Below are 17018 nucleotides of genomic sequence, written 5' to 3'. Positions count from 1 at the left end.
GGGGCGCGGGCGCGGACGGGGGCGCGGACGCGGGGCGGGTCACCTGTCGCGGAGCATGTACGGCTGGTTGCCGGTGATCTCGCCGTCGTAGCACCCGATCAGGGCGTTGACGCGGTCGCGGTAGTGGGCCAGTTCCCCGCGCAGGCTGTCGGAGTAGGCCTGCGGGGCGTGCGAGAGCGGGTAGTCGTACGACTCGTCGAGCCAGGCCAGCTCCACCCACCGGTCCGGGAGGTCGTGCGGGGAGGCCGGGCCCCGGCCGTCCAGCATGGGGATCACGTCGTGCTTGTTGACCAGGCTGACCACCCGGGTGGTGTGGTCGGCGGGCCGCTTGTTGTCGATCGGGGCGCCGAGGGTGATCACGTGCGTGATCCGGTACTCCGAGGCGACGTCCACGTCGGAGGCCAGGTTCATCGCGGTCAGCCCGCCGAGGCTGTGGCCGACGAGCATCAGCTCCGATCCCGCGGGCACTCCGGCCCGGCGCAGCAGCTTCTTGGCCGCACGGGTGTAGGTGGTGTCGGTGCGCAGGCAGCCGTCGAAGGCGCCGACCAGGTCCTGCGGGGTGCTGTTGCTGAGCAGGGCGAAGCTGGTGCCGGGGAGCAGCAGGACGTGCCGCTCGGCGCCGTCCGCGCAGGCGACGCGGCGCAGCAGGACCAGGCCATGGTTGCCGAGGGCGCCGATGTCGTTGATGTAGCTGACGATGTCGTTGCGGGAGGTGCCGAGGACCTTGGCGAGGATCGGGTCCGGGTCTGCGCGTTCGGCGCGGCCGGGGCCGGGGTTGAGGTACTTGAGGAGGGAGCTGGGCAGGCCGAGGAACGGGTCGGTGGTGGGTACTCCGCCGGCGAGCGTGACCCAGGAGAACTCGTCGTTGACGGGGTTCTCGTCCAGCAGCCCGGTCAGCGCCAGGAGTTCCATGATCACGGGGCTGACGGTGGTGAGGGCGCGGGTGACGCCGAGCCGTTCCACGAGGGCGTGCAGGGCCCGGGCGGCTTCCAGCCGGTCGCCGGCGACGAGGGCGCCGGTGAGGCGGCGGGCGTGCTCGGCGCCCAGGTTGGGGTGGGTCACGGTGGCCGCCTCGATGCGCAGGGCGAAGGCGTCCACCGCCATGGCGACCGCCGCGGGCCGTCGGCGGGTGACGTTGCCGGCGATACGGGCGAGTTCGCCGACGAGGCCGCCGTTGGCGCCGAAGCCGAGCCCGGCCGGGGCGGTCAGCGCCCGTACGCAGGACACCGCCGTGCCGAGGGCCCAGGTGGGGCGGCGCAGGGCCTGGAGTGCGAAGCGGCCGCCGGTGAGCGCTCCGGTGAGGTCGGCTCCGGCCTTCTTGGCGGCGAGGGCGGCGTCGGCGAGCAGCACGGAGGCGGCGATGAGGAGTTCGGTGTCGGTACGCCCGGGGGCGGCCGGCGCCGCGGCCGCGGCCGCGCCCGGGGCGGTGGCGGCCGCGCCCGGGGCGGTGGGGCGCGCGCCGTCGGGGCCCGCTTCGGGGACCCGGGGCGGTCCGGGGGTGCCGGGAGTCCGGGCGGCGCCGGGGGTGGGCTGCCGCTGCCCGTCGGTGAGCTGCCGGGCGGGGTTCCCGGTGGCCTGAGGCGTCACGTTCCAACCTCTCGTCGCATGACCCGCTGTTCGCGACGCATGGTGGCACCGGGCGGGGGCGCCGTCGGCGCACCGGGGCGCCCGCTCCGGCGCACGTGCCGGTCCGCGCCGCCCGGAACGCCCCGCCGCCACGGGAATCCGGGCGCCCGGCGACCCCGGTCGCGCCGCTGCCCGTTCGGGGGACGCCGCCGGGGGCCCGTGGTTGACGCCGCCGCCCCCGGTGCCCGGGCTCCGGGGGCGGCGGGCTCAGCAGGGCTTGCGCCAGGTGTCCAGTTCCGGGTTCTTCATCATCGAGGACAGCTTGAGCTTGCGGGCCTCGGGGCAGAAGCCCGAGGGCGTCCCCTTGTACTCCACGTGGAAGACCGCCTTGTTCGCCTTGATGAAGGGGCTCAGCGCCTCGCACTCGCCGAACTGGGCGCACTCCTCGTTGACCGCGAAGTCGAAGACGCCTTCGAGCTGGGGGATCTGCGGCAGGTCGTTCTTGAGGCCGACGGACAGTCCGCGCGCGTGCGCGATCTCGGCGATCATCCGGTTGTAGGCGAGCTGGTGCTCCCCGGTCAGCGGGAAGCCGGTGTCGTTGCCGTAGGCCTCCACCAGATCGGGTTCCACCGCGTCGAAGCCCTTGTCCCGGCACATGTCGAAACGGCGTTCCATGATCGGGCGGAGCTGGTCGATCCGGCGGATGTCCAGCCAGCGCTCGCCCTTCCAGCCGTTGGGCCTGCCGAACAGGCTGGTGGGGAAGGCGTCCTTGTCCGGCCGGAAGTCCTCCCACGCCCCGACGTTGACGTAGCAGATCACCTTGCGGCCGTCGCGGTGCAGCCGGGCCACGTCGTCGGCGGAGTTCTCGAACCCGTCGATGTCGTACACGGGTACGTCGACCGAGGGGTCGGAGCGCCCGTCGAGCTGCCACTGCCAGGCCAGCCCGGGCTGCGGCTTCCAGCGACCCTTGGCCTGGTCTCCGGGAGCGGAGGGGGACGGGGCGGGCGGCGAGCCGGGTGCGGAGGGGGAGGCCGGGCTGGTGGGTCCGGGCGAGGCGGGTCCCGGCCCCCCGCTCGCGGTGGGGCCGGACGGGGCGGGTGCCGCGTCGTCGTCATCGTCGTCGTTGCCGGCGCAGCCCGTCAGGACCAGTGCGGTGATGACGGTCAGCAGGCCGAGGCGGGCCGGCAGGGTGCGGCTCATCGTTCCATCCCGGTGAGTGCGGGGGTCAACTGTTTCCATGGGTTGGGGAGTTCGCCCGTGACCGGCCCGGACACCGCCGCGCCGCGTTCGCGCGCGGTGCGGACGGCGAGCGGGACCAGGGCCTCGGGCACCCCGTAGACGAGGTGGCAGAAGCGCTCGGGGTCGTGCCGGGCCGTCCAGGACGGCCGGGTGAAGGAGGAGACGTACGTCGACCAGTGCCCTTCGAAGGTGACGGTCAGGTCCGCGAGGCGGACGTACCCGGCGACGGGGTGGACGCCCGGGTTCAGCACCACGGGCGCGGCGCCCAGCCGGCGCAGCGAGCGGACCAGCCGGCGGGCGCCGGGCAGTTCCTCCCGGGTGGGGGCCACGCGGTCGAGGAAGCAGCCGTCGACCGCGTACCACTCCTGGTAGCGGCACATCTCGTGGACCACCTCGACCTGTCCGCGCGCCCCGTAGAAGGTGTCCACGTAGCCGAGGAGGCGGGCGCCGGCCGTCCGCAGCGCGGCGGCCGCGGCGGCGAACGCCGGGTCGGGGCGTTCGCCGGGCCCGTCGGCCGGGTTGAGCACCACCCCGTAGGTGCCGGCGGCGCCGGTGATGAGCCGGTGCCAGGCGCCCGGGTCCTCGGCGGGGTGGACGTACAGCGGCACGAGCAGGGTCATGGCGTCCGGGTTCCCGCCGGGGCGGTCGCCGCCCACAGCGCGGCGAGGGAGTCGCCGAGCCCGTGGACCGGGTGCCAGCCGAGGGCCTCGCCGGCGGCGGTGATGTCCGAGCACTGCCAGGACACCTGGGCGGACCGGGCCGAACCGGCGGCCTCCTCCTCGATCCGGCCCCGGAAGCCCGCCCGCCCGGCCAGGCCCCGTACCAGCTCGCGGACGGGTACCGCCCGGCCGGCGCCGATGTTGAGGACGGGCGGCAGCGGGCCGGGCGCGGTGACCGCGAGCTCCACCGCCCGCGCCACGTCCCGTACGTCCACGAAGTCGCGGTGCGCGGACAGGTCGCCGAGGCGCAGGACCGCCCCCGGATCGGTTCCGGCCTCCCGCAGCAGGGCGGTGATCCGGCCGGGCAGCCCGCCGGCCGGCGCCCCGGGTCCCACCGGGTTGCCCACCCGCAGGACGACGCCGTCCAGCCCGCAGGCGGTGACGGCGACGGTGCCGGCCAGCTTGGTCGCCCCGTACGGGGTGACCGGACAGGCGGTGTCCGACTCGGCCACCCGGGTGCCGGGGGTGCCGGGCCCGTACTCGGCGGCGGAGCCCAGGTGCACCAGGCGGGCCGCGGGCGCCGCCTGCCGCAGCGCGGCGCACAGGGCGGCGGGGCCGCGGGCGTTGACCTCGGCGAGGGTCACGGCGTCCCCGCCGGTCGCGCCCGCGCAGTTGACGACCGCGTCGGGCGCGGCGGCGGCCAGGACGTCCGCCAGCCGTTCGGGCCGGTCGGCCGCGAGGTCGATGCCGAAGTCGGCGCCGGGCGAGCGTCCGCCGTCGAACACCCGCGCGCCCGGGAGGGCGCGCAGGCGGTCGTCGACGTGGGCGCCCAGGTAGCCGGTCCGGCCCAGGACGAGAATGCGCATGAGGTGCTCAGGCTCCCTTGAGCAGCAAGGACTTGCGGCTGGTGAACTCGGCGTTGGCGCGGTCGTAGTCGTCGGGGCGGCCGATGTCGAGCCAGTAGCCGTCGAACGCGTAGGACTGGGGCAGGTTCTGACTGCCCAGCAGGTCCAGGACCAGCTCGTCGAAGCCGAGCGGCAGGCCCGGTGTGTAGTCGTCGAGGGTGGACCGGCTCAGACCGTACACCCCCATGGAGACGTGGTAGTCCATGCTGGGCTTCTCGGTGAAGCCGACCACGCGGCTGGCGTCGGTGGTGAGCACCCCGAAGTCGATGTGCACCTTGCGCGGGTAGGTCGCGATGGTCAGCGGGGCGCCCGAGGCCTCGTGGCGGCGCAGTACGTCGGCGTAGTCGAGGTCGGTGAGCACGTCGCCGTTCATCACGAGGAAGTGCTCGGGGAGCCGGTCGCGGAGGTTGAGCAGGGGGCCCATGGTGCCGAGCGGGCTCTCCTCGGTGGCGTAGTCGATGCTCATGCCCCACTGGGAGCCGTCGCCCACGTAGGCGCGGATGATCTCGCCCAGGTGCCCGATGGCTATGGTGCAGTGGGTGAACCCGGCCCCCGACAGCTGGCGCAGCACGATCTCCAGGATCGCGTGCTGGTCTCCGATGGGCACGAGGGGCTTGGGCAGGGCCGTGGTGTAGGGCCGCAGCCGGACGCCCTTGCCGCCCGCCAGGATCACTGCGTACATGGGTCTCCTCCTAGGGGTTGGGTGGGGGGAGGGTGAGTGATGTGGGGATGTGGAGAACGCCGGCGGAGCGCCCGGCGGTCAGATGTTGTAGATGCCGGTCTTGTAGCGGGCCAGGTTGCCGGGGTCGCGGAAGAACTCGACGGTGTGCGCGAGCCCTTCCTCCAGGGTGTGGCGGGGCCGCCAGCCGGTGGCGGTGGTGAGCCGGGTCGCGTCGGCGACCAGCCGCATCACCTCGGAGGCGGGGGGCCGCAGCCGCTCGCTCTCCTCGCGGACCTCGATGGGGACGTCCATGACCTTGCCGATCAGGGTGACCAGGTCGGCGACCGAGATCTCGCCGCCGGTACCGGAGTTGAAGGTGCGTCCCACGACGCGGTCGGCGGGTGCGGTGCCGGCGGCGAGGAAGGCCTGCGCGGTGTCCTTGACGAAACTGAAGTCGCGGGTGGGGCGCAGGTCGCCCAGGGTGATGACGCGTTCGCCGGCCGCCACCTGGCCGATGACGGTGGGGATGACCGCGCGCATCGACTGGCGGGGTCCGTAGGTGTTGAACGGGCGCAGGGTGACCACGGGGGTCTCGAAGCTGGCGTGGTAGCTGTCGGCCAGCCGGTCGCCGCCGGCCTTCGAAGCGGCGTACGGGGACTGGGTGTTGATGGGGTGGTCCTCGGTGATCGGTACGGTCTGCGCGGTGCCGTACGTCTCACTGGTGGAGGTGTGCACGAGGCGCGGGGTGCCGAGGGCGCGGACGGCCTCCAGCACGTTGAGGGTGCCGGTCACGTTGGTGTCGACGTAGCTGTGCGGGGCCCGGTAGGAGTACGGGATCGCAATGAGCGCGGCCAGGTGGTAGGCGGCTTCGGCGCCTTCGAGGAGGCCGCGGACGGATCCGGGGTCGCGGACGTCGCCGAGGACGATCTCCACCTGGTCGAGGACGTCGGGCGCCAGGGTCTCCAGCCACCCGTACGAGGAGAAGGAGTTGTACTGGGCCATGGCGCGGACCCGGTAGCCGCGGGCGACGAGGGCCTCGGTGAGGTGGGAGCCGATGAAGCCCTCGGCTCCGGTGACGGCGGCGAGCGGTGCGGTGGTCAACGTGTGCACCTTTCAGGTGGGTTGGAGACGCGTACGGGTGTGAGCGCGGTGCGGGGCGGTGCGGTGGGGCGGTCCGGGCGGTCCGGGTGATACGGGTGGTACGCGCGGTCAGGCGTGCCGGGCCGGGCGTCCGAGGATCCACAGGGTGCAGCCGGCCAGGGCCCCGGCGGCGAGGCCGCAGGCCAGGGTCAGGGCGGACGGGCCCGCCGCCGGCCCCAGGAGGGTGACGGCCCCGGCGGCGGCCGCGGCCGCCGCGCAGAGGGCCGCCGGCGGCCAGGCGACCCCGAAGGCCTGGAGCAGCAGGGCGGTCCACAGGGTCGCGGCGAGCAGCAGCAGGGTGGCCGGGCCGGCGCCGGTCAGCAGGGCCACCGGCAGCAGGAGCAGCAGGTAGCCCGTCAGACAGAGGCCCAGGACCCCGGTGGAGCGCAGCAGGAACCCGGCGGGTGTGGAGGCCGCGCCGAGGGCGGTGACGGACAGGCCGCGGAAGCGGTAGAGCAGCCATTCGGCCGGGCCCATGCTCACGGTCAGCGCGATCACCGCGTACGGCTCGGCCCGCCCTTCCAGCAGGACCAGTACGGCGGCCGCCAGTCCGAAGAGCCCGTACGGCAGGGACCTGCGCAGGGGCGGCACGGCGCCCCCGTCGGCGGCGGCCGGGGCGGCGAAGGCGCCCCGCAGGACCCGGGCGACCGCCGCCAGCGTGGCGAGGAGGGCCAGCGCCGGGAGGGCGGTACGGATCACGGGTCCCGGCTCCCACCACGGCAGGACGGCGGCCCCGGCGACCAGCGGGGAGAGCGCGGCCAGCAGCAGCCGTTCGCGGCCCAGCACCAGCAGGATCCCGGCGGCGGCCAGGTAGAGCGACTGGGCGGCGACGGCCCAGGTCACGGCGGAGCCGCCGGCCACGGCGGCCCCCGCCGCGGTGGCGGCGGCCGCCCCGAGCGGCGCTCCGGCGAGCAGGGTCCGGCCGGCCTCGCGCCGCCCGGCCACCATCCGCAGGTAGGCGCGGTGCCCGAGGGCCTGGCCCCAGGCCCAGGAGACGATGCCGGCGACGACCGGCCCGGCGGCGTGCCGGCCGGGGTTCCACAGCGGGGCGGTGAGCAGGTAGGCCAGCCCCGGCAGGGCGAAGAGCAGTCCGCGCAGCAGGCACCGCACGGTGTCGGGGCGCCAGGGGTCCGGCGCCCGGGCGGGCTCCGGGAAGACCCGGGGCACCCGCTCGTAGAGGGCGGCGGCGAGCGAGAAGATGTTGGGGTGTCCGTACCGTTCGCGGATCACCTCGGCGGACAGGCCCTCCGCCTCCAGGAGGGCCGCCACCTCGTAGGGGTGGACGGCGGGCCCGACGCGGTCGGCGAGTTCGGCGGCGAGCCGGCTGACCTCCGCCTCGTCGGGTCCGGGCAGTCTGAGGGTGAGGGTGGTCTCGGCCCAGGCCCGGCGCGGCGGTCTCGCGGCGGTGTCCGCCAGCCGCAGGGCGAGGGTGTCCTGGTGCGCCCCGCCGGGTTCGAGTGACATCGGCCCGCTCATCCGGCGAGGCTCCCCGCGTCGGTGACCGCGTCGGCCCCGGTCTCGCGGGCCGGGCGGCCGTCGGCCGTGCGGGCCGGGACGGCGGCGGGCGGGCGGGCCCGCTCCTGTCTGCGGGCCCGCCCGGCGGCCACGGCCACCGGGGTGAGGAGGACCGGGGCGGGGGCCCCGGCGGGGGCGGGAACCAGAACCGGGGCGGTCCTGGCGCCGGCGGGGGTGCGGACGGCGGTGGCGGGGACCGTGCGGTCGAGGCCGGGCAGTTCGAGGTAGATGGAGCGGAAGGTGTCGATGGTCTGGCGCAGGGTGAACTGCTCGATGACCCGCAGCCGGGCCGCCTCCCCCATCGCGGCGCGCCGCGCGGGGTCCCCGAGGAGTGCGACGGCCGCTTCGGCCATGGCCTCCGGGTCGCGCGGCGGTACGACGAGACCGGCTTCGCCTACGGCCTCCCGTACCCCGCCGACGTCGGTGGAGACGGTGGCCCGGCCGCAGGACATGGCCTCGATGAGGGTGAAGGGGAAGCCCTCGCTGATGCTGGAGAGCATCACCACGTTCCCGGCCGCGTAGGCGTCCTTGATGTCGTCCACCCGCCCTTCGAAGGTGACCGCGTCCTCGTGGCCGAGGTCGCGGGCCAGTGCCTCGCACCGCTCCCGGTAGGCCTCACCGCCGCGCGGCGTCCCGCCGAACAGGCGCAGCCGGGCCTCGGGGACCCGGGCGCGGACCAGGGCGAAGGCACGGATCAGGGTCTCCAGGTCCTTGATCGGGTCGACCCGGCCGGCCCAGCTGAGGGTCGGTACGTCCGGTTCGGGCCCGGCGGGCGGGAAGGCGGCGGGGTCGACGCCGTTGTAGACCGTGCGGATGGCCTGCGGGTCGGCGCCGCCCTCCTCCTCCCACAGCCGGTTGTAGCGGTTGCCGGGGGTGACCAGGGAGGCCCGCCGGTAGCTCTCCTCGGCCAGCAGCCGGAAGAAGCCGAGGACGACGGCCTTGACCGGCCAGCGGTAGGGGGCGGTGCGGTAGCCGAGGTAGCGCTCGCGCAGGTAGACGCCGTGTTCGGTGAGCAGCAGCGGGACGCCGTGCCGTTCCAGTCCGGCGAGTCCGGGCAGGACGGCGACGCCGCCGCTGACGGCGTGAGCCACGCCGTGTTCCGGGGGCGGGGCGGCCAGCGGGCGCAGGGCGTGTTCCAGGAGGGAGGTGGCCGTCAGGGCGTCGTGGAGGGTCGGACGGGATTCGCGGACGGTCAGTCCCGGCCGGTTCCAGACGGCGGCGAGCACCGCGATCGCGTGGTCCCCGCGCAGGAAGGGGCTGAGGGCGCCGTCGGACGCGGCCCGCGCCATCGTGGAGAGGGCGGGCGCGAACCCGTCCTCGGCGCACGGGTCGAGGAGCGCGGTGAGGAACCGCTCGTAGGCGTCGGCGAGCCGGCGGTGGCCGCGGCCGCGGGGCGCGCGGCCCTCGGGGGGTGCTCCCCACATGGGCACCGACCGGACGCCGAGGACGTGGCCGGGCAGGTCCCAGGCCAGGGATTCCCGGCCGGTGCCGGTGACGGCTATGACGTCGAAGTCGATGTCGGGCATGCCCTGGACGAGTTGGTCGCACCAGACGCTGACCCCGCCGTGACTGTGCGGATAGGTGCCTTCGGTGAGCAGGGTGACGTGCGGCGCGCCGGGGCGCCGCGCGCCGGCTTGAGCGTGCATGGGTGTGCTCCACGGCCGGTGTGTGGGGGTGGTCGGGCCGGTCCGGGCCGCGCTGGGCGGCCCGGACGGGCGGGACGCCGGTTCAGCGCCGGCCGGTGTCCGTGCCGCCCGCGCGGACGGCGGGCGGGACGTTGGTTCCGGGTGCCGGTGCGGTGGCGGGCGCCGGTCGGGGCGCGGCCACGGCGGAGGGTGCGGCGGGCGCCGAGGACGGCAGGGTGAGTTCCAGCGGGCTGCCGGCCGAGGGGGTCCAGCCGGAGACGCGTCCCGCGTAGGGGCTGCCGAAGGCGGCGGTGCCCAGCCGGGTACCGGCGGGCAGGGTCGCGGTGACGTCGAGCCCGGCCGGCGCCGTGACGGTGACGGTGTCGCCGACGCGGTAGGCGGTGACCCGGCCGGCCTGGAGGGCGTTCTTCCAGGCGCCGCGGCGCCTCAGTTCGGTGCCGATGTCCTTCATCCGCTCGTTGACCAGCGGGGTGTCGGCGCTGAACAGCGCGTCGTAGCCGTCGATGACCCCGCCGAGCACGGGGTAGGCCAGGCGTTCCTCGGCCAGGTTCGACTGGTGGATGAAGTGCGGCTTCGGGTCGTTGGCGAGGACGTGGCCGAGCGCGGTGCGGGTCTCGGCCGGCACGATCTTCTGGGCGTACCCGGTGGCGGTGTCCAGGGGCGCGGGCAGGCAGGTCGTGGTGTCCGCGTGGTCCTCGCAGATGCCGCTGCCGCCCTGGGCGCGGGAGGTGTAGATCCAGTTGTACTCGTCGACCGCCTCGGCGGCCTTCCCGACGTTGTAGTAGACGTTCATCGGGTAGCGGGCGACGGTGGAGGCGGAGCCGACCTGGCGCTGTTCGGGGTCCCGGGAGTTGTCGGAGGCGACCCACTTGACCCCGTCGCCGGTGAGGGAGGCGGCCAGGTTCGGGTTGTCCTGCGGCTGCTGGGGCAGGACGGCCATGCCGGAGTGCTCGCCGGTGACCAGTTCGTCGTTCTGCAGGGGCAGGCCGAAGCTCTGGCCCCAGAGGCGGTTGAGGACGATCTCGTCGTCGATGGTGGTGCGGCTGACCCACTTGGTGCTGCCGTCGGGGTTGGTGGCGCACCGCCAGGGCACGACGCTGACGTCCTGTTCGCAGCCCAGGAAGGCGTGGGTGTAGGTGTGGTTGACCCAGCGGAACCGGTCGCGGTCGGCCTGGAGCTTGTCGGCCAGCAGGTCGACGCCGTTGTTGTCCTCACGCTGGTCGAGGCTGCCGGCGCCGTTGTAGACCATGTCGAGGGTGAAGTTGCGGGCCGCCTGCCAGTTCTTGGCGTACTCGGCGTCGTCGGCGGTCATCCGGATGGGGTTGGGCGTTCCGCCGCCGCCGGCGCAGTCGACGTCGCCGGGGGTGCAGTTGAGCCGGGTGTCCCAGCGGTCGTCGGCGGCGAAGACGTCGTCGACGTGCACGGAGAAGTAGTTGCGGGAGGCGCCGAGGTGGACGCCGCCGGTCATCCACTCGACGATGCCGCGGGCGAGCAGCCGGTACTGCTGCTGATAGCGGTTGTAGACGAAGGTGACGACGAGTTCGCGCCGACCGTCGTGCTTGTACTCGCCGACGAGGGAGCCGCGCCGGGCGGTGCCGGGGATGGGCGCGTCGACGTAGGGGGTGAAGTCCGCTCCGGGGGCGGGCTGCGCAAGGTAGGCGTAACTCTCGCCGACGGTGGGCGAGTTGTCCTCGAACGGGACGGCGCCTTCGAGGTAGCCGAAGGGGCCGGAGCGGCCGGCGGCGGTGACGCCGGCCTGGACGCCGTCGACGCTGCCCGCGTATCCGCCGGCGACGAAGTACTGGAGGCCGACCTGGGGGCGGGCGTAGGTGTAGGCGTCGACCTGGGGTATCCGGTAGGTCTGCTCGTACGCGGTGAGGGCGGCCATCTCGGCGGAGCCCGCGGTGAACGGATTGTCGTTGGGCAGGACGACCGCCTGGAACTTCGCGCGGGGACGGCCGGCGACGGTGTCGGCGAGGAAGGCCGCGTCGATCGTGGGCCGGTCCGGCCGCGTGAGGTCGACCTGCGTGTACGGCGTCCCCGCCGAGTCCAGTTCCGCCGTGATGGCCTGGACGGCCGGACCCCCGTCGGCCACGACCAGCACCCGCAGGTCCACGCGGGGTGTGGTGTCGGCGTGGGCCGCGCCGGCCGGCAGTCCGGCGGCCGCGATGAGCGCGCCGGCCGATAAGACGGCGGTGCGTATGCTGCGCTTGCTTCGCTTCATGCGGTGAATGTCCCCTCCCCGGGCAGGGGTGAGCGCGGCGCGCACGAAGCGGCGGACGCCCCCCTTGCGCGACGCCGGCCTCCCCCTCAGAAACCAGTCGTCGACGCATCCGTCGCGTCACATGGTGGTGCCTGTGTGTAGCTTTCGTGGGGACGTTGCGAAAACCGACGAAAAAATGTGGGCGGCCAACGGGCCTGTCAGCGTGCGGAGTTGTCCTTTGCCGCCCGTTCCCGCCCCTTCCGGCACCCGATGGGCGGACCGTTCCGCCGGGTATGAGCGCCGGTCCGGAGCCGAGCGGGGTGCCGCCGGACCGAGGCGGTCCGGCGGCACCCTGGGCTAGTGGTCCAGACCACTAGAACGTAAGAACGAGGGCGGTTTCAAGCCACCCCTGGCTGAGCTGACGATGCGTCAGGCACAGAGGACGCGCGTCTCCGGCGTGTAGACCGGGCCGCCGCTGGTGTTCGTGCTGTCGCTGAACTCGGCGTAGTAGTACGAGTAGAAGCCGATGTTGCCGTTGCAGCCGGAATCGGCGGCGACCTTGAGGGTCAGCGTCACCGTGCGGCTCTGGCCGGGGGGTATGGTCGCGCCGTAGTTGCCGCCGAGGTCGGACGGGCCGACGCCGGAACAGGCGGCGGCGCCGGTCGGGGTGGCGACGCTGCACCCGGTGAAGCTGTACTTGAGGTCGGCGCGCTGGTTGGTGAGCCAGGTCGGCGAGATGGTCTGGTAGACGAACCAGACGTCGTACGTCTTGTTGTTGGTGAGCGTCATCGAGAGGTTCACCGTCCCGCCGGGGGTGACGGTCGCGGCGTTCGTGCTGAACGTCAGCGCGGCCGGGGCGGGGTCGGCCTGGGCCGCCGGGGCGAGGCCGAACACGGCCAGGACGAAGGCGAGTGACGCGGTGAGGCCGAAGCGGCTCTTCAGAGGTGATCGCATGGCCCGGGAGGCTAGGACGGCACCTCGGGCGCCGTCTGCCCCCCGGGGGAGCGCGGGGGCGCACAACGGCCGGAAGTGCGCGCCCCGTGAAGGCGCCGTACAGAACCCGTGAACGATGATCACTCACCGTGGAGCAGCAGTCCACGCAGGGTTCCCGACCGGTCGCCCCGGTCCCCGGGGGCCGGGCGGGGCGCCGGGGGCGCGAATGGCTCGTACATGACGCTGGCATTTCCCGGAACGTTGGCCACCGCTTCGCCGTGCCCGCCGGGCCGGAGAGTGGCGGCCGGGGTCCGGGGAGCCCCCTCCGGGGCGTCGTCGCAGAGGAACAGCGTGCCCAGGCGGCCTCCCCTGCCGGAGCTGATGACCCCGGCTCCGACCTCGGTCGTGCCGCGCAGGTACGCCCCGCCGTAGCCCCGGCCGGCCAGGAACACGCCCCAGGTCAGCACGGCGGGCCCGGGCGCGCCGCCCCCTGGCGCGGGGAAGTCCTCCGTCACGGGGCGGACCCGGCGCTGGTCCTCCCAGTGCGCCGGCGCGTACCGCAGCAGGTCCACCCGCTCCCCGGACACCTCGGCCTTCTCGTCCCGGACCAGCCGGGTCCACGGCAGCAGGCCGTCGATCAGCGCCGGCTCCGCCCGGTCGAACAGGGAGCGGTTGCGCTGGTCGCTGAGGAGGGCGAGGGCGGCCTTCGTGCCGTACACCTCGTTCTCCAGCGGGGTGAACAGGTGGACGAGCCCCCGGTCGGCGGCTTCGGTGAGGGGGCGAGCAGGGCCGCGTCCGCAGCCGTGGTGACGTCGTTGACGACGAACCAGCGGTGGACGACGTCGACCCGGCGCCCGGTGACGTAGACCCCGTCCGCGCGGTACTCCACCTGACCGAGGTGGCAGGGCCTGGTCGCGGGGCTGACCGAATGCCGCCGCCCCCGCCGGGTCCTGGCCCTGGCCGCCGTGACCAACGCCGCCGCCTTCGCCGTCTTCGGGCTGCTCCTCGCGGTCCCCGGCCGGCTGGTGGCCCTCGGACTGGTACCGGCGATGGCCCTGTTCACCCTCGCCGAGATGCTCAGCATGCCGCCCAGCGGTGAACTCGGCACCTCGCTCGCGCCGGAGCACATCCGGGGCCGCTACCTCGGTGTCTTCCAGCTCTCCTGGACCGTCGGGAACACCATCGCCCCGGCTCTGCTCACCATGCTCCTGAGCCGGGGGCCGCTGTGGCCCTGGGTGGTCGTGGGGGCGCTGAACCTGCTGGCGTTGCCCCTGGTGCTGAGTCTCGGCGACCGCACCCCACGGGACGGCGCCCGGCAGGAGCCGGCCCCGCCCGCGCAGGAGGGGCTGACGTCGTGACCGGCCACCGCCGCCCGTACCCGGTCCCCCGCAAGGACCAATGGCCCGCCGCCCAGCAGCACGACCCGACCGCCCTGGTCCGCTACGCCCTGGTCCACGACGAGGGCCGGCTGGTCGCGGCCGCGCCGCTGTACGTGGTCGACACCGAGCCCAACGACCTCTACCGGGTGCACGAGGTGGTCCCGGGCCAGGAGCCGGGCAGGGTCGTGCTCGCCGGTTCCCGCCGCGGCTACGTGAACGCCCCGCTCCTCCACCCCCGTCTCGCCCCGCCCCGGCGCGGCGAGGCCCTGGGCCGGCTCGTGGCGGCCGCCCGCTCGCTGGCCGAGGCCGGGCGGGCCCGGCCCTGGTGGCTCTACGTCACCGACGCGGCGGCCGCCGAGCTCGCCGACGCCTGCGGGGCCGCGCCCGTCCGGCTGAACGAGGAGGCGCGCATCCCGCTGCCGGGCGGCTCCTTCGAGGACTACCTCGCCGGGCTGCCCCGGGCCCGCCGCACCTGCGTCCGCCGCGAACGCCGTGCCTTCGCCGAAGCCGGCTACGAACTGCGCACCCTGCGGCTGTCCGAGTGCGCCGACGAGGCCGGCGCCCTGGCCGCTCAGCTCCAGGCGCGCCACCACCACCCGGTGGACCCCGGCTTCATGGCCGCGCTGCTGCGGGAGCAGGCCGAGGGCATGGCGGGCACCGGTGTCGTCCACGCCGCCTACGCCGAGGGCCGGATGGCCGCCTTCAGCCTCTTCTCCCTGCACGCCGGCGCCGTCTGGCTGCGTTCCACGGGGTACGACTACGACCGGCTGCGCGGCGCCCACCTGCCCATCGAGTACGCCTACGCCCACGGCGCGACCGCCGTCCACCTCGGCATGGAGTCCCTGCGGGCCAAAACCCTGCGGGGCGGCGTCACTTCGGCGCTGTGGGCGGTGGCGGGGGGCGTCCCCCCAGGCCCCGCTCAGACCGTGACCGGCCCGGCGCCGTCCAGCGTCGGGTAGTCGGTGTACCCGTCCGCCCCGCCGGTGTAGAAGAGGGCTTCGTCGCGCACCTGGTTGACGGGCGCGCCGCCCCGGAGCCGCTCGACCAGGTCCGGGTTGGCGAGGAAGGGCCGGTCCAGGGAGATCAGGTCGGCCCCCGCCGCGAGGAGCCGTTCGGCCGCCTCCCGGCCGCCGTCGGCGGGCAGCGGCCGCCCCCAGCCGAGCACCGGGTTGGCGATGAGCGTGCCGTGCCACAGCGTGCGGATCCGCCGGAAGAGGGGCTGCTCCGGGTCGGCGAAGACGACGTGGAGGTAGGCGAGGCCCATGTCCGCGAGGGCGTCGAGCAGCGCCGGGTAGATCTCCTCGGTGTCGCCCTCCTCGATGCCGTTGACGGTGAGTCCGGGGGCGATGCGCACGCCCACCCGCTCCGGGCCGACGGCCTCGGCGACGGCCCGGACCACCTCGACCACGAACCGGATGCGGTGGGCCACCGGGCCGCCGTAGGCGTCCGTGCGCCGGTTGGTGCCCCGGGCCAGGAACTGGTGGAGCAGGTAGCCGTTGGCGGCGTGCACCTCCACCCCGGCGAAGCCCGCGTCGACGGCGCGGCGGGCGGCGGCCGCGAAGTCGGCGACGGTGGAACGGATCTCGTCGACGGTCATCTCGCGCGGGACGACCGCCTCCTGCGGTCCGGAGGGGGTCGAGACCGGCTCCGGGAGCGGGACGGGCGAGGGCGCGACCGGGGTCAGTCCGCTGGTGTCGGGGTGGCCGACGCGGCCGCCGTGCTGGATCTGGAGGAACATCCGGCCGCCCGCCCCGCACACCGCGTCGGTGACCCGTCTCCAGCCGTCCACGTGGGAGGGGAGGTGGATGGCGGTGATGTTCGGATAGGTCTGGCCCACGGCGTTCGGCGTGGACGCCTCGGCGATGATCAGCCCCGCCGTGGCGCGCTGCGCGTAGTAGGTGGCCATGACCGGCTGCGGGACGCCTTCGGCCGAGGCGCGGCTGCGGGTCATCGGTGCCATCACCAGCCGGTTGGGCAGGGCGAGGGGGCCCAGCCGGGCCGGCTCGAACAGAGGGGACTCGACAGGCGTGACGGACAAGGGGTTCGCTCCAATCGGCACGGCGGAAGGACCGGGCGGCCCTCACCCACTCTCGGCCGTCCCGCACACCCGAACAAGATCGGTAAGCGCTACGATCGTTGAGCGGAACTCACCGATCGGGGGCCCGGTGCTGGAGCGGCATGAGATCGAGGCGTTCCTGACGCTCGCCGAGGAACTCCACTTCCGGCGCACCTCGGAACGGCTCGGGCTGGCGCAGGGCCGGGTCAGCCAGACCATCAAGAGACTGGAGCGCCGCATCGGCGCCCCGCTCTTCGAACGCACCAGCCGCCACGTCGCCCTGACCGCGATCGGCGCACGGCTGCGTGACGACCTGCTCCCCGGTTACCGGCAGATCCAGCGCGCCGTCGCCCGCGCCACGGAGGCCGGACGGGGCTTCGGCGGGACGCTGCGCGTGGGCTACTCGGGCCCGATGGCGGCCGAGGTGATCCTGAAGGCGGCCGAGCGGTTCCGCACCCGCTACCCCGGGAGCGACGTACAGATCCAGGAGGTGCAGCTGTGTGACCCGTTCGGCCCGATCCGCAGCGGACAGGTGGACCTCCAGGTCACCGAACGGCCGCTGGCCGAACCGGATCTGACGGCCGGCCCTCTCCTGCTCTCCGAGCCCCGCGCGCTGATGGTGCCCGACCGCCACCCCCTCGCCCGGCGCACGTCCGTCCGCCTCGAAGACCTCGCCGAAGCACCCCTCCTGACCATCGACGGCGCGATCCCCCGGTACTGGCTCGACCACCACTACCCGCGGCACACCCCGGCCGGCCGGGCCGTTCCCCGGGGGCGGACGGCGACGTACTGGCTCGAACTGCTCACCCTCGTGGCGGCGGGCGCGGGCGTCTCCCCGGCGTGCGCGACGGTGGAGCGCTACAACGGCCGCCCCGGCATCACCTGGGTGCCCTTCGAGGACGCCCCGCCCGTCGACTTCGGCTTCCTCTGGCCGGCGACGGCCGAGACGGCCCGGATCCGCGCCTTCGTCGACCTGTGCCCGACCCTGGACCCGCCGGCCGGCGTCAGTGCACCCTGGGTCGGCGGGAGCTCCGGAGCCGGAACCGGAGGGCCGTCGTAGCCCTTGACCTCGCCGAAACGGGTACCGGTCGCCCGGTCCTCACGGGCCTGGGGCCT

General features: G+C 74.5%; 14 protein-coding genes and 2 pseudogenes. 3 read left to right on the top strand and 13 right to left on the bottom strand.

The window, feature by feature from the left end:
* Nucleotides 1-39: 39 nt before the first annotated feature.
* The 11 genes from ABT403_RS02950 to ABT403_RS02900 all read right to left on the bottom strand — a co-directional run bounded on the left by ABT403_RS02950 (nt 40) and on the right by ABT403_RS02900 (nt 13186).
* Nucleotides 40-1587 carry a lipase family protein gene (locus ABT403_RS02950; protein WP_344157403.1) on the bottom strand — a complete coding sequence of 516 codons (1548 nt, stop codon included), beginning with the start codon at nt 1585-1587 and terminating at the stop codon, nt 40-42.
* A 246-nt stretch (nt 1588-1833) separates the two neighbouring features.
* Nucleotides 1834-2766 carry an endo alpha-1,4 polygalactosaminidase gene (locus ABT403_RS02945; RefSeq protein WP_344157400.1) on the bottom strand — a complete coding sequence of 311 codons (933 nt, stop codon included), beginning with the start codon at nt 2764-2766 and terminating at the stop codon, nt 1834-1836.
* Nucleotides 2763-3425 carry a spherulation-specific family 4 protein gene (locus ABT403_RS02940; protein WP_344157397.1) on the bottom strand — a complete coding sequence of 221 codons (663 nt, stop codon included), beginning with the start codon at nt 3423-3425 and terminating at the stop codon, nt 2763-2765. Before ABT403_RS02940 ends, ABT403_RS02945 begins: the two co-directional genes overlap by 4 nt.
* Nucleotides 3422-4330 carry an NAD-dependent epimerase/dehydratase family protein gene (locus tag ABT403_RS02935; protein ID WP_344157394.1) on the bottom strand — a complete coding sequence of 303 codons (909 nt, stop codon included), beginning with the start codon at nt 4328-4330 and terminating at the stop codon, nt 3422-3424. Before ABT403_RS02935 ends, ABT403_RS02940 begins: the two co-directional genes overlap by 4 nt.
* Before the next feature lie 7 nt (nt 4331-4337).
* A complete protein-coding gene (locus ABT403_RS02930; protein ID WP_344157391.1) occupies nt 4338-5051 on the bottom strand; it encodes a nucleotidyltransferase family protein in 714 nt (237 codons plus the stop codon).
* 78 nt (nt 5052-5129) lie between these two features.
* Nucleotides 5130-6131 carry a GDP-mannose 4,6-dehydratase gene (locus ABT403_RS02925; RefSeq protein ID WP_344157388.1) on the bottom strand — a complete coding sequence of 334 codons (1002 nt, stop codon included), beginning with the start codon at nt 6129-6131 and terminating at the stop codon, nt 5130-5132.
* 108 nt (nt 6132-6239) lie between these two features.
* Nucleotides 6240-7646 (bottom strand): hypothetical protein, encoded by a 1407-nt coding sequence (locus ABT403_RS02920; RefSeq protein WP_344157385.1) that lies wholly within the window; start codon nt 7644-7646, stop codon nt 6240-6242.
* Complete coding sequence (gene pelF, locus ABT403_RS02915) at nt 7643-9331, bottom strand: GT4 family glycosyltransferase PelF (RefSeq protein ID WP_344157382.1); 1689 nt, start codon at nt 9329-9331, stop codon at nt 7643-7645. Before pelF ends, ABT403_RS02920 begins: the two co-directional genes overlap by 4 nt.
* A gap of 82 nt (nt 9332-9413) precedes the next feature.
* A complete protein-coding gene (locus ABT403_RS02910) occupies nt 9414-11555 on the bottom strand; it encodes a hypothetical protein (RefSeq protein ID WP_344157379.1) in 2142 nt (713 codons plus the stop codon).
* A gap of 408 nt (nt 11556-11963) precedes the next feature.
* The gene (locus ABT403_RS02905; protein ID WP_344157376.1) at nt 11964-12488 is read right to left on the bottom strand and encodes a COG1361 family protein; all 525 of its coding nucleotides are present in this window, start codon (nt 12486-12488) and stop codon (nt 11964-11966) included.
* 119 nt (nt 12489-12607) lie between these two features.
* Nucleotides 12608-13186 (bottom strand): hypothetical protein, encoded by a 579-nt coding sequence (locus ABT403_RS02900; RefSeq protein WP_344157373.1) that lies wholly within the window; start codon nt 13184-13186, stop codon nt 12608-12610.
* Between the two features lie 189 nt (nt 13187-13375).
* Here ABT403_RS02900 and ABT403_RS02895 point away from each other — a divergent pair, with 189 nt between their 5' ends.
* Both ABT403_RS02895 and ABT403_RS02890 read left to right on the top strand, forming a co-directional pair.
* On the top strand, nt 13376-13825 hold the full coding sequence (locus ABT403_RS02895) for an MFS transporter (RefSeq protein WP_344158932.1): 450 nt from the start codon (nt 13376-13378) through the stop codon (nt 13823-13825).
* Complete coding sequence (locus tag ABT403_RS02890; RefSeq protein ID WP_344157370.1) at nt 13822-14805, top strand: GNAT family N-acetyltransferase; 984 nt, start codon at nt 13822-13824, stop codon at nt 14803-14805. The genes ABT403_RS02895 and ABT403_RS02890 overlap by 4 nt, the downstream gene beginning before the upstream one ends.
* Here ABT403_RS02890 and ABT403_RS02885 read toward each other — a convergent pair.
* The gene (locus ABT403_RS02885) at nt 14766-15884 is read right to left on the bottom strand and encodes an oxidoreductase (protein ID WP_344157366.1); all 1119 of its coding nucleotides are present in this window, start codon (nt 15882-15884) and stop codon (nt 14766-14768) included. The genes ABT403_RS02890 and ABT403_RS02885 overlap by 40 nt on opposite strands.
* On the opposite strand from ABT403_RS02885, the pseudogene ABT403_RS02880 reads away from it, so the two are divergent.
* Nucleotides 15874-16869: pseudogene (locus ABT403_RS02880) on the top strand (LysR family transcriptional regulator); the annotation flags it as partial. The gene ABT403_RS02885 and the pseudogene ABT403_RS02880 sit on opposite strands and share 11 nt — an antisense overlap.
* Nucleotides 16870-16886: 17 nt before the next feature.
* On the opposite strand, the pseudogene ABT403_RS38995 reads toward ABT403_RS02880, so the two are convergent.
* A pseudogene (locus ABT403_RS38995) lies at nt 16887-17012 on the bottom strand (pirin family protein); the annotation flags it as partial.
* Between the last annotated feature and the right edge of the window lie 6 nt (nt 17013-17018).

Origin of the sequence: Streptomyces sp. NPDC000075, assembly GCF_040301925.1 — a bacterium.
Taxonomy (GTDB): domain Bacteria; phylum Actinomycetota; class Actinomycetes; order Streptomycetales; family Streptomycetaceae; genus Streptomyces; species Streptomyces polychromogenes.
This window is presented reverse-complemented; position numbering and strand designations above follow the sequence as displayed.

Bases quoted from the DNA above. Each gene is read 5' to 3' on its own strand.
- ABT403_RS02945 (WP_344157400.1), bottom strand. From the start codon at position 2,766: ATGAGCCGCACCCTGCCGGCCCGCCTCGGCCTGCTGACCGTCATCACC.
- ABT403_RS02940 (WP_344157397.1), bottom strand. From the start codon at position 3,425: ATGACCCTGCTCGTGCCGCTGTACGTCCACCCCGCCGAGGACCCGGGC.
- ABT403_RS02935 (WP_344157394.1), bottom strand. From the start codon at position 4,330: ATGCGCATTCTCGTCCTGGGCCGGACCGGCTACCTGGGCGCCCACGTC.
- ABT403_RS02930 (WP_344157391.1), bottom strand. From the start codon at position 5,051: ATGTACGCAGTGATCCTGGCGGGCGGCAAGGGCGTCCGGCTGCGGCCC.
- ABT403_RS02920 (WP_344157385.1), bottom strand. From the start codon at position 7,646: ATGAGCGGGCCGATGTCACTCGAACCCGGCGGGGCGCACCAGGACACC.
- pelF (WP_344157382.1), bottom strand. From the start codon at position 9,331: ATGCACGCTCAAGCCGGCGCGCGGCGCCCCGGCGCGCCGCACGTCACC.
- ABT403_RS02910 (WP_344157379.1), bottom strand. From the start codon at position 11,555: ATGAAGCGAAGCAAGCGCAGCATACGCACCGCCGTCTTATCGGCCGGC.
- ABT403_RS02905 (WP_344157376.1), bottom strand. From the start codon at position 12,488: ATGCGATCACCTCTGAAGAGCCGCTTCGGCCTCACCGCGTCACTCGCC.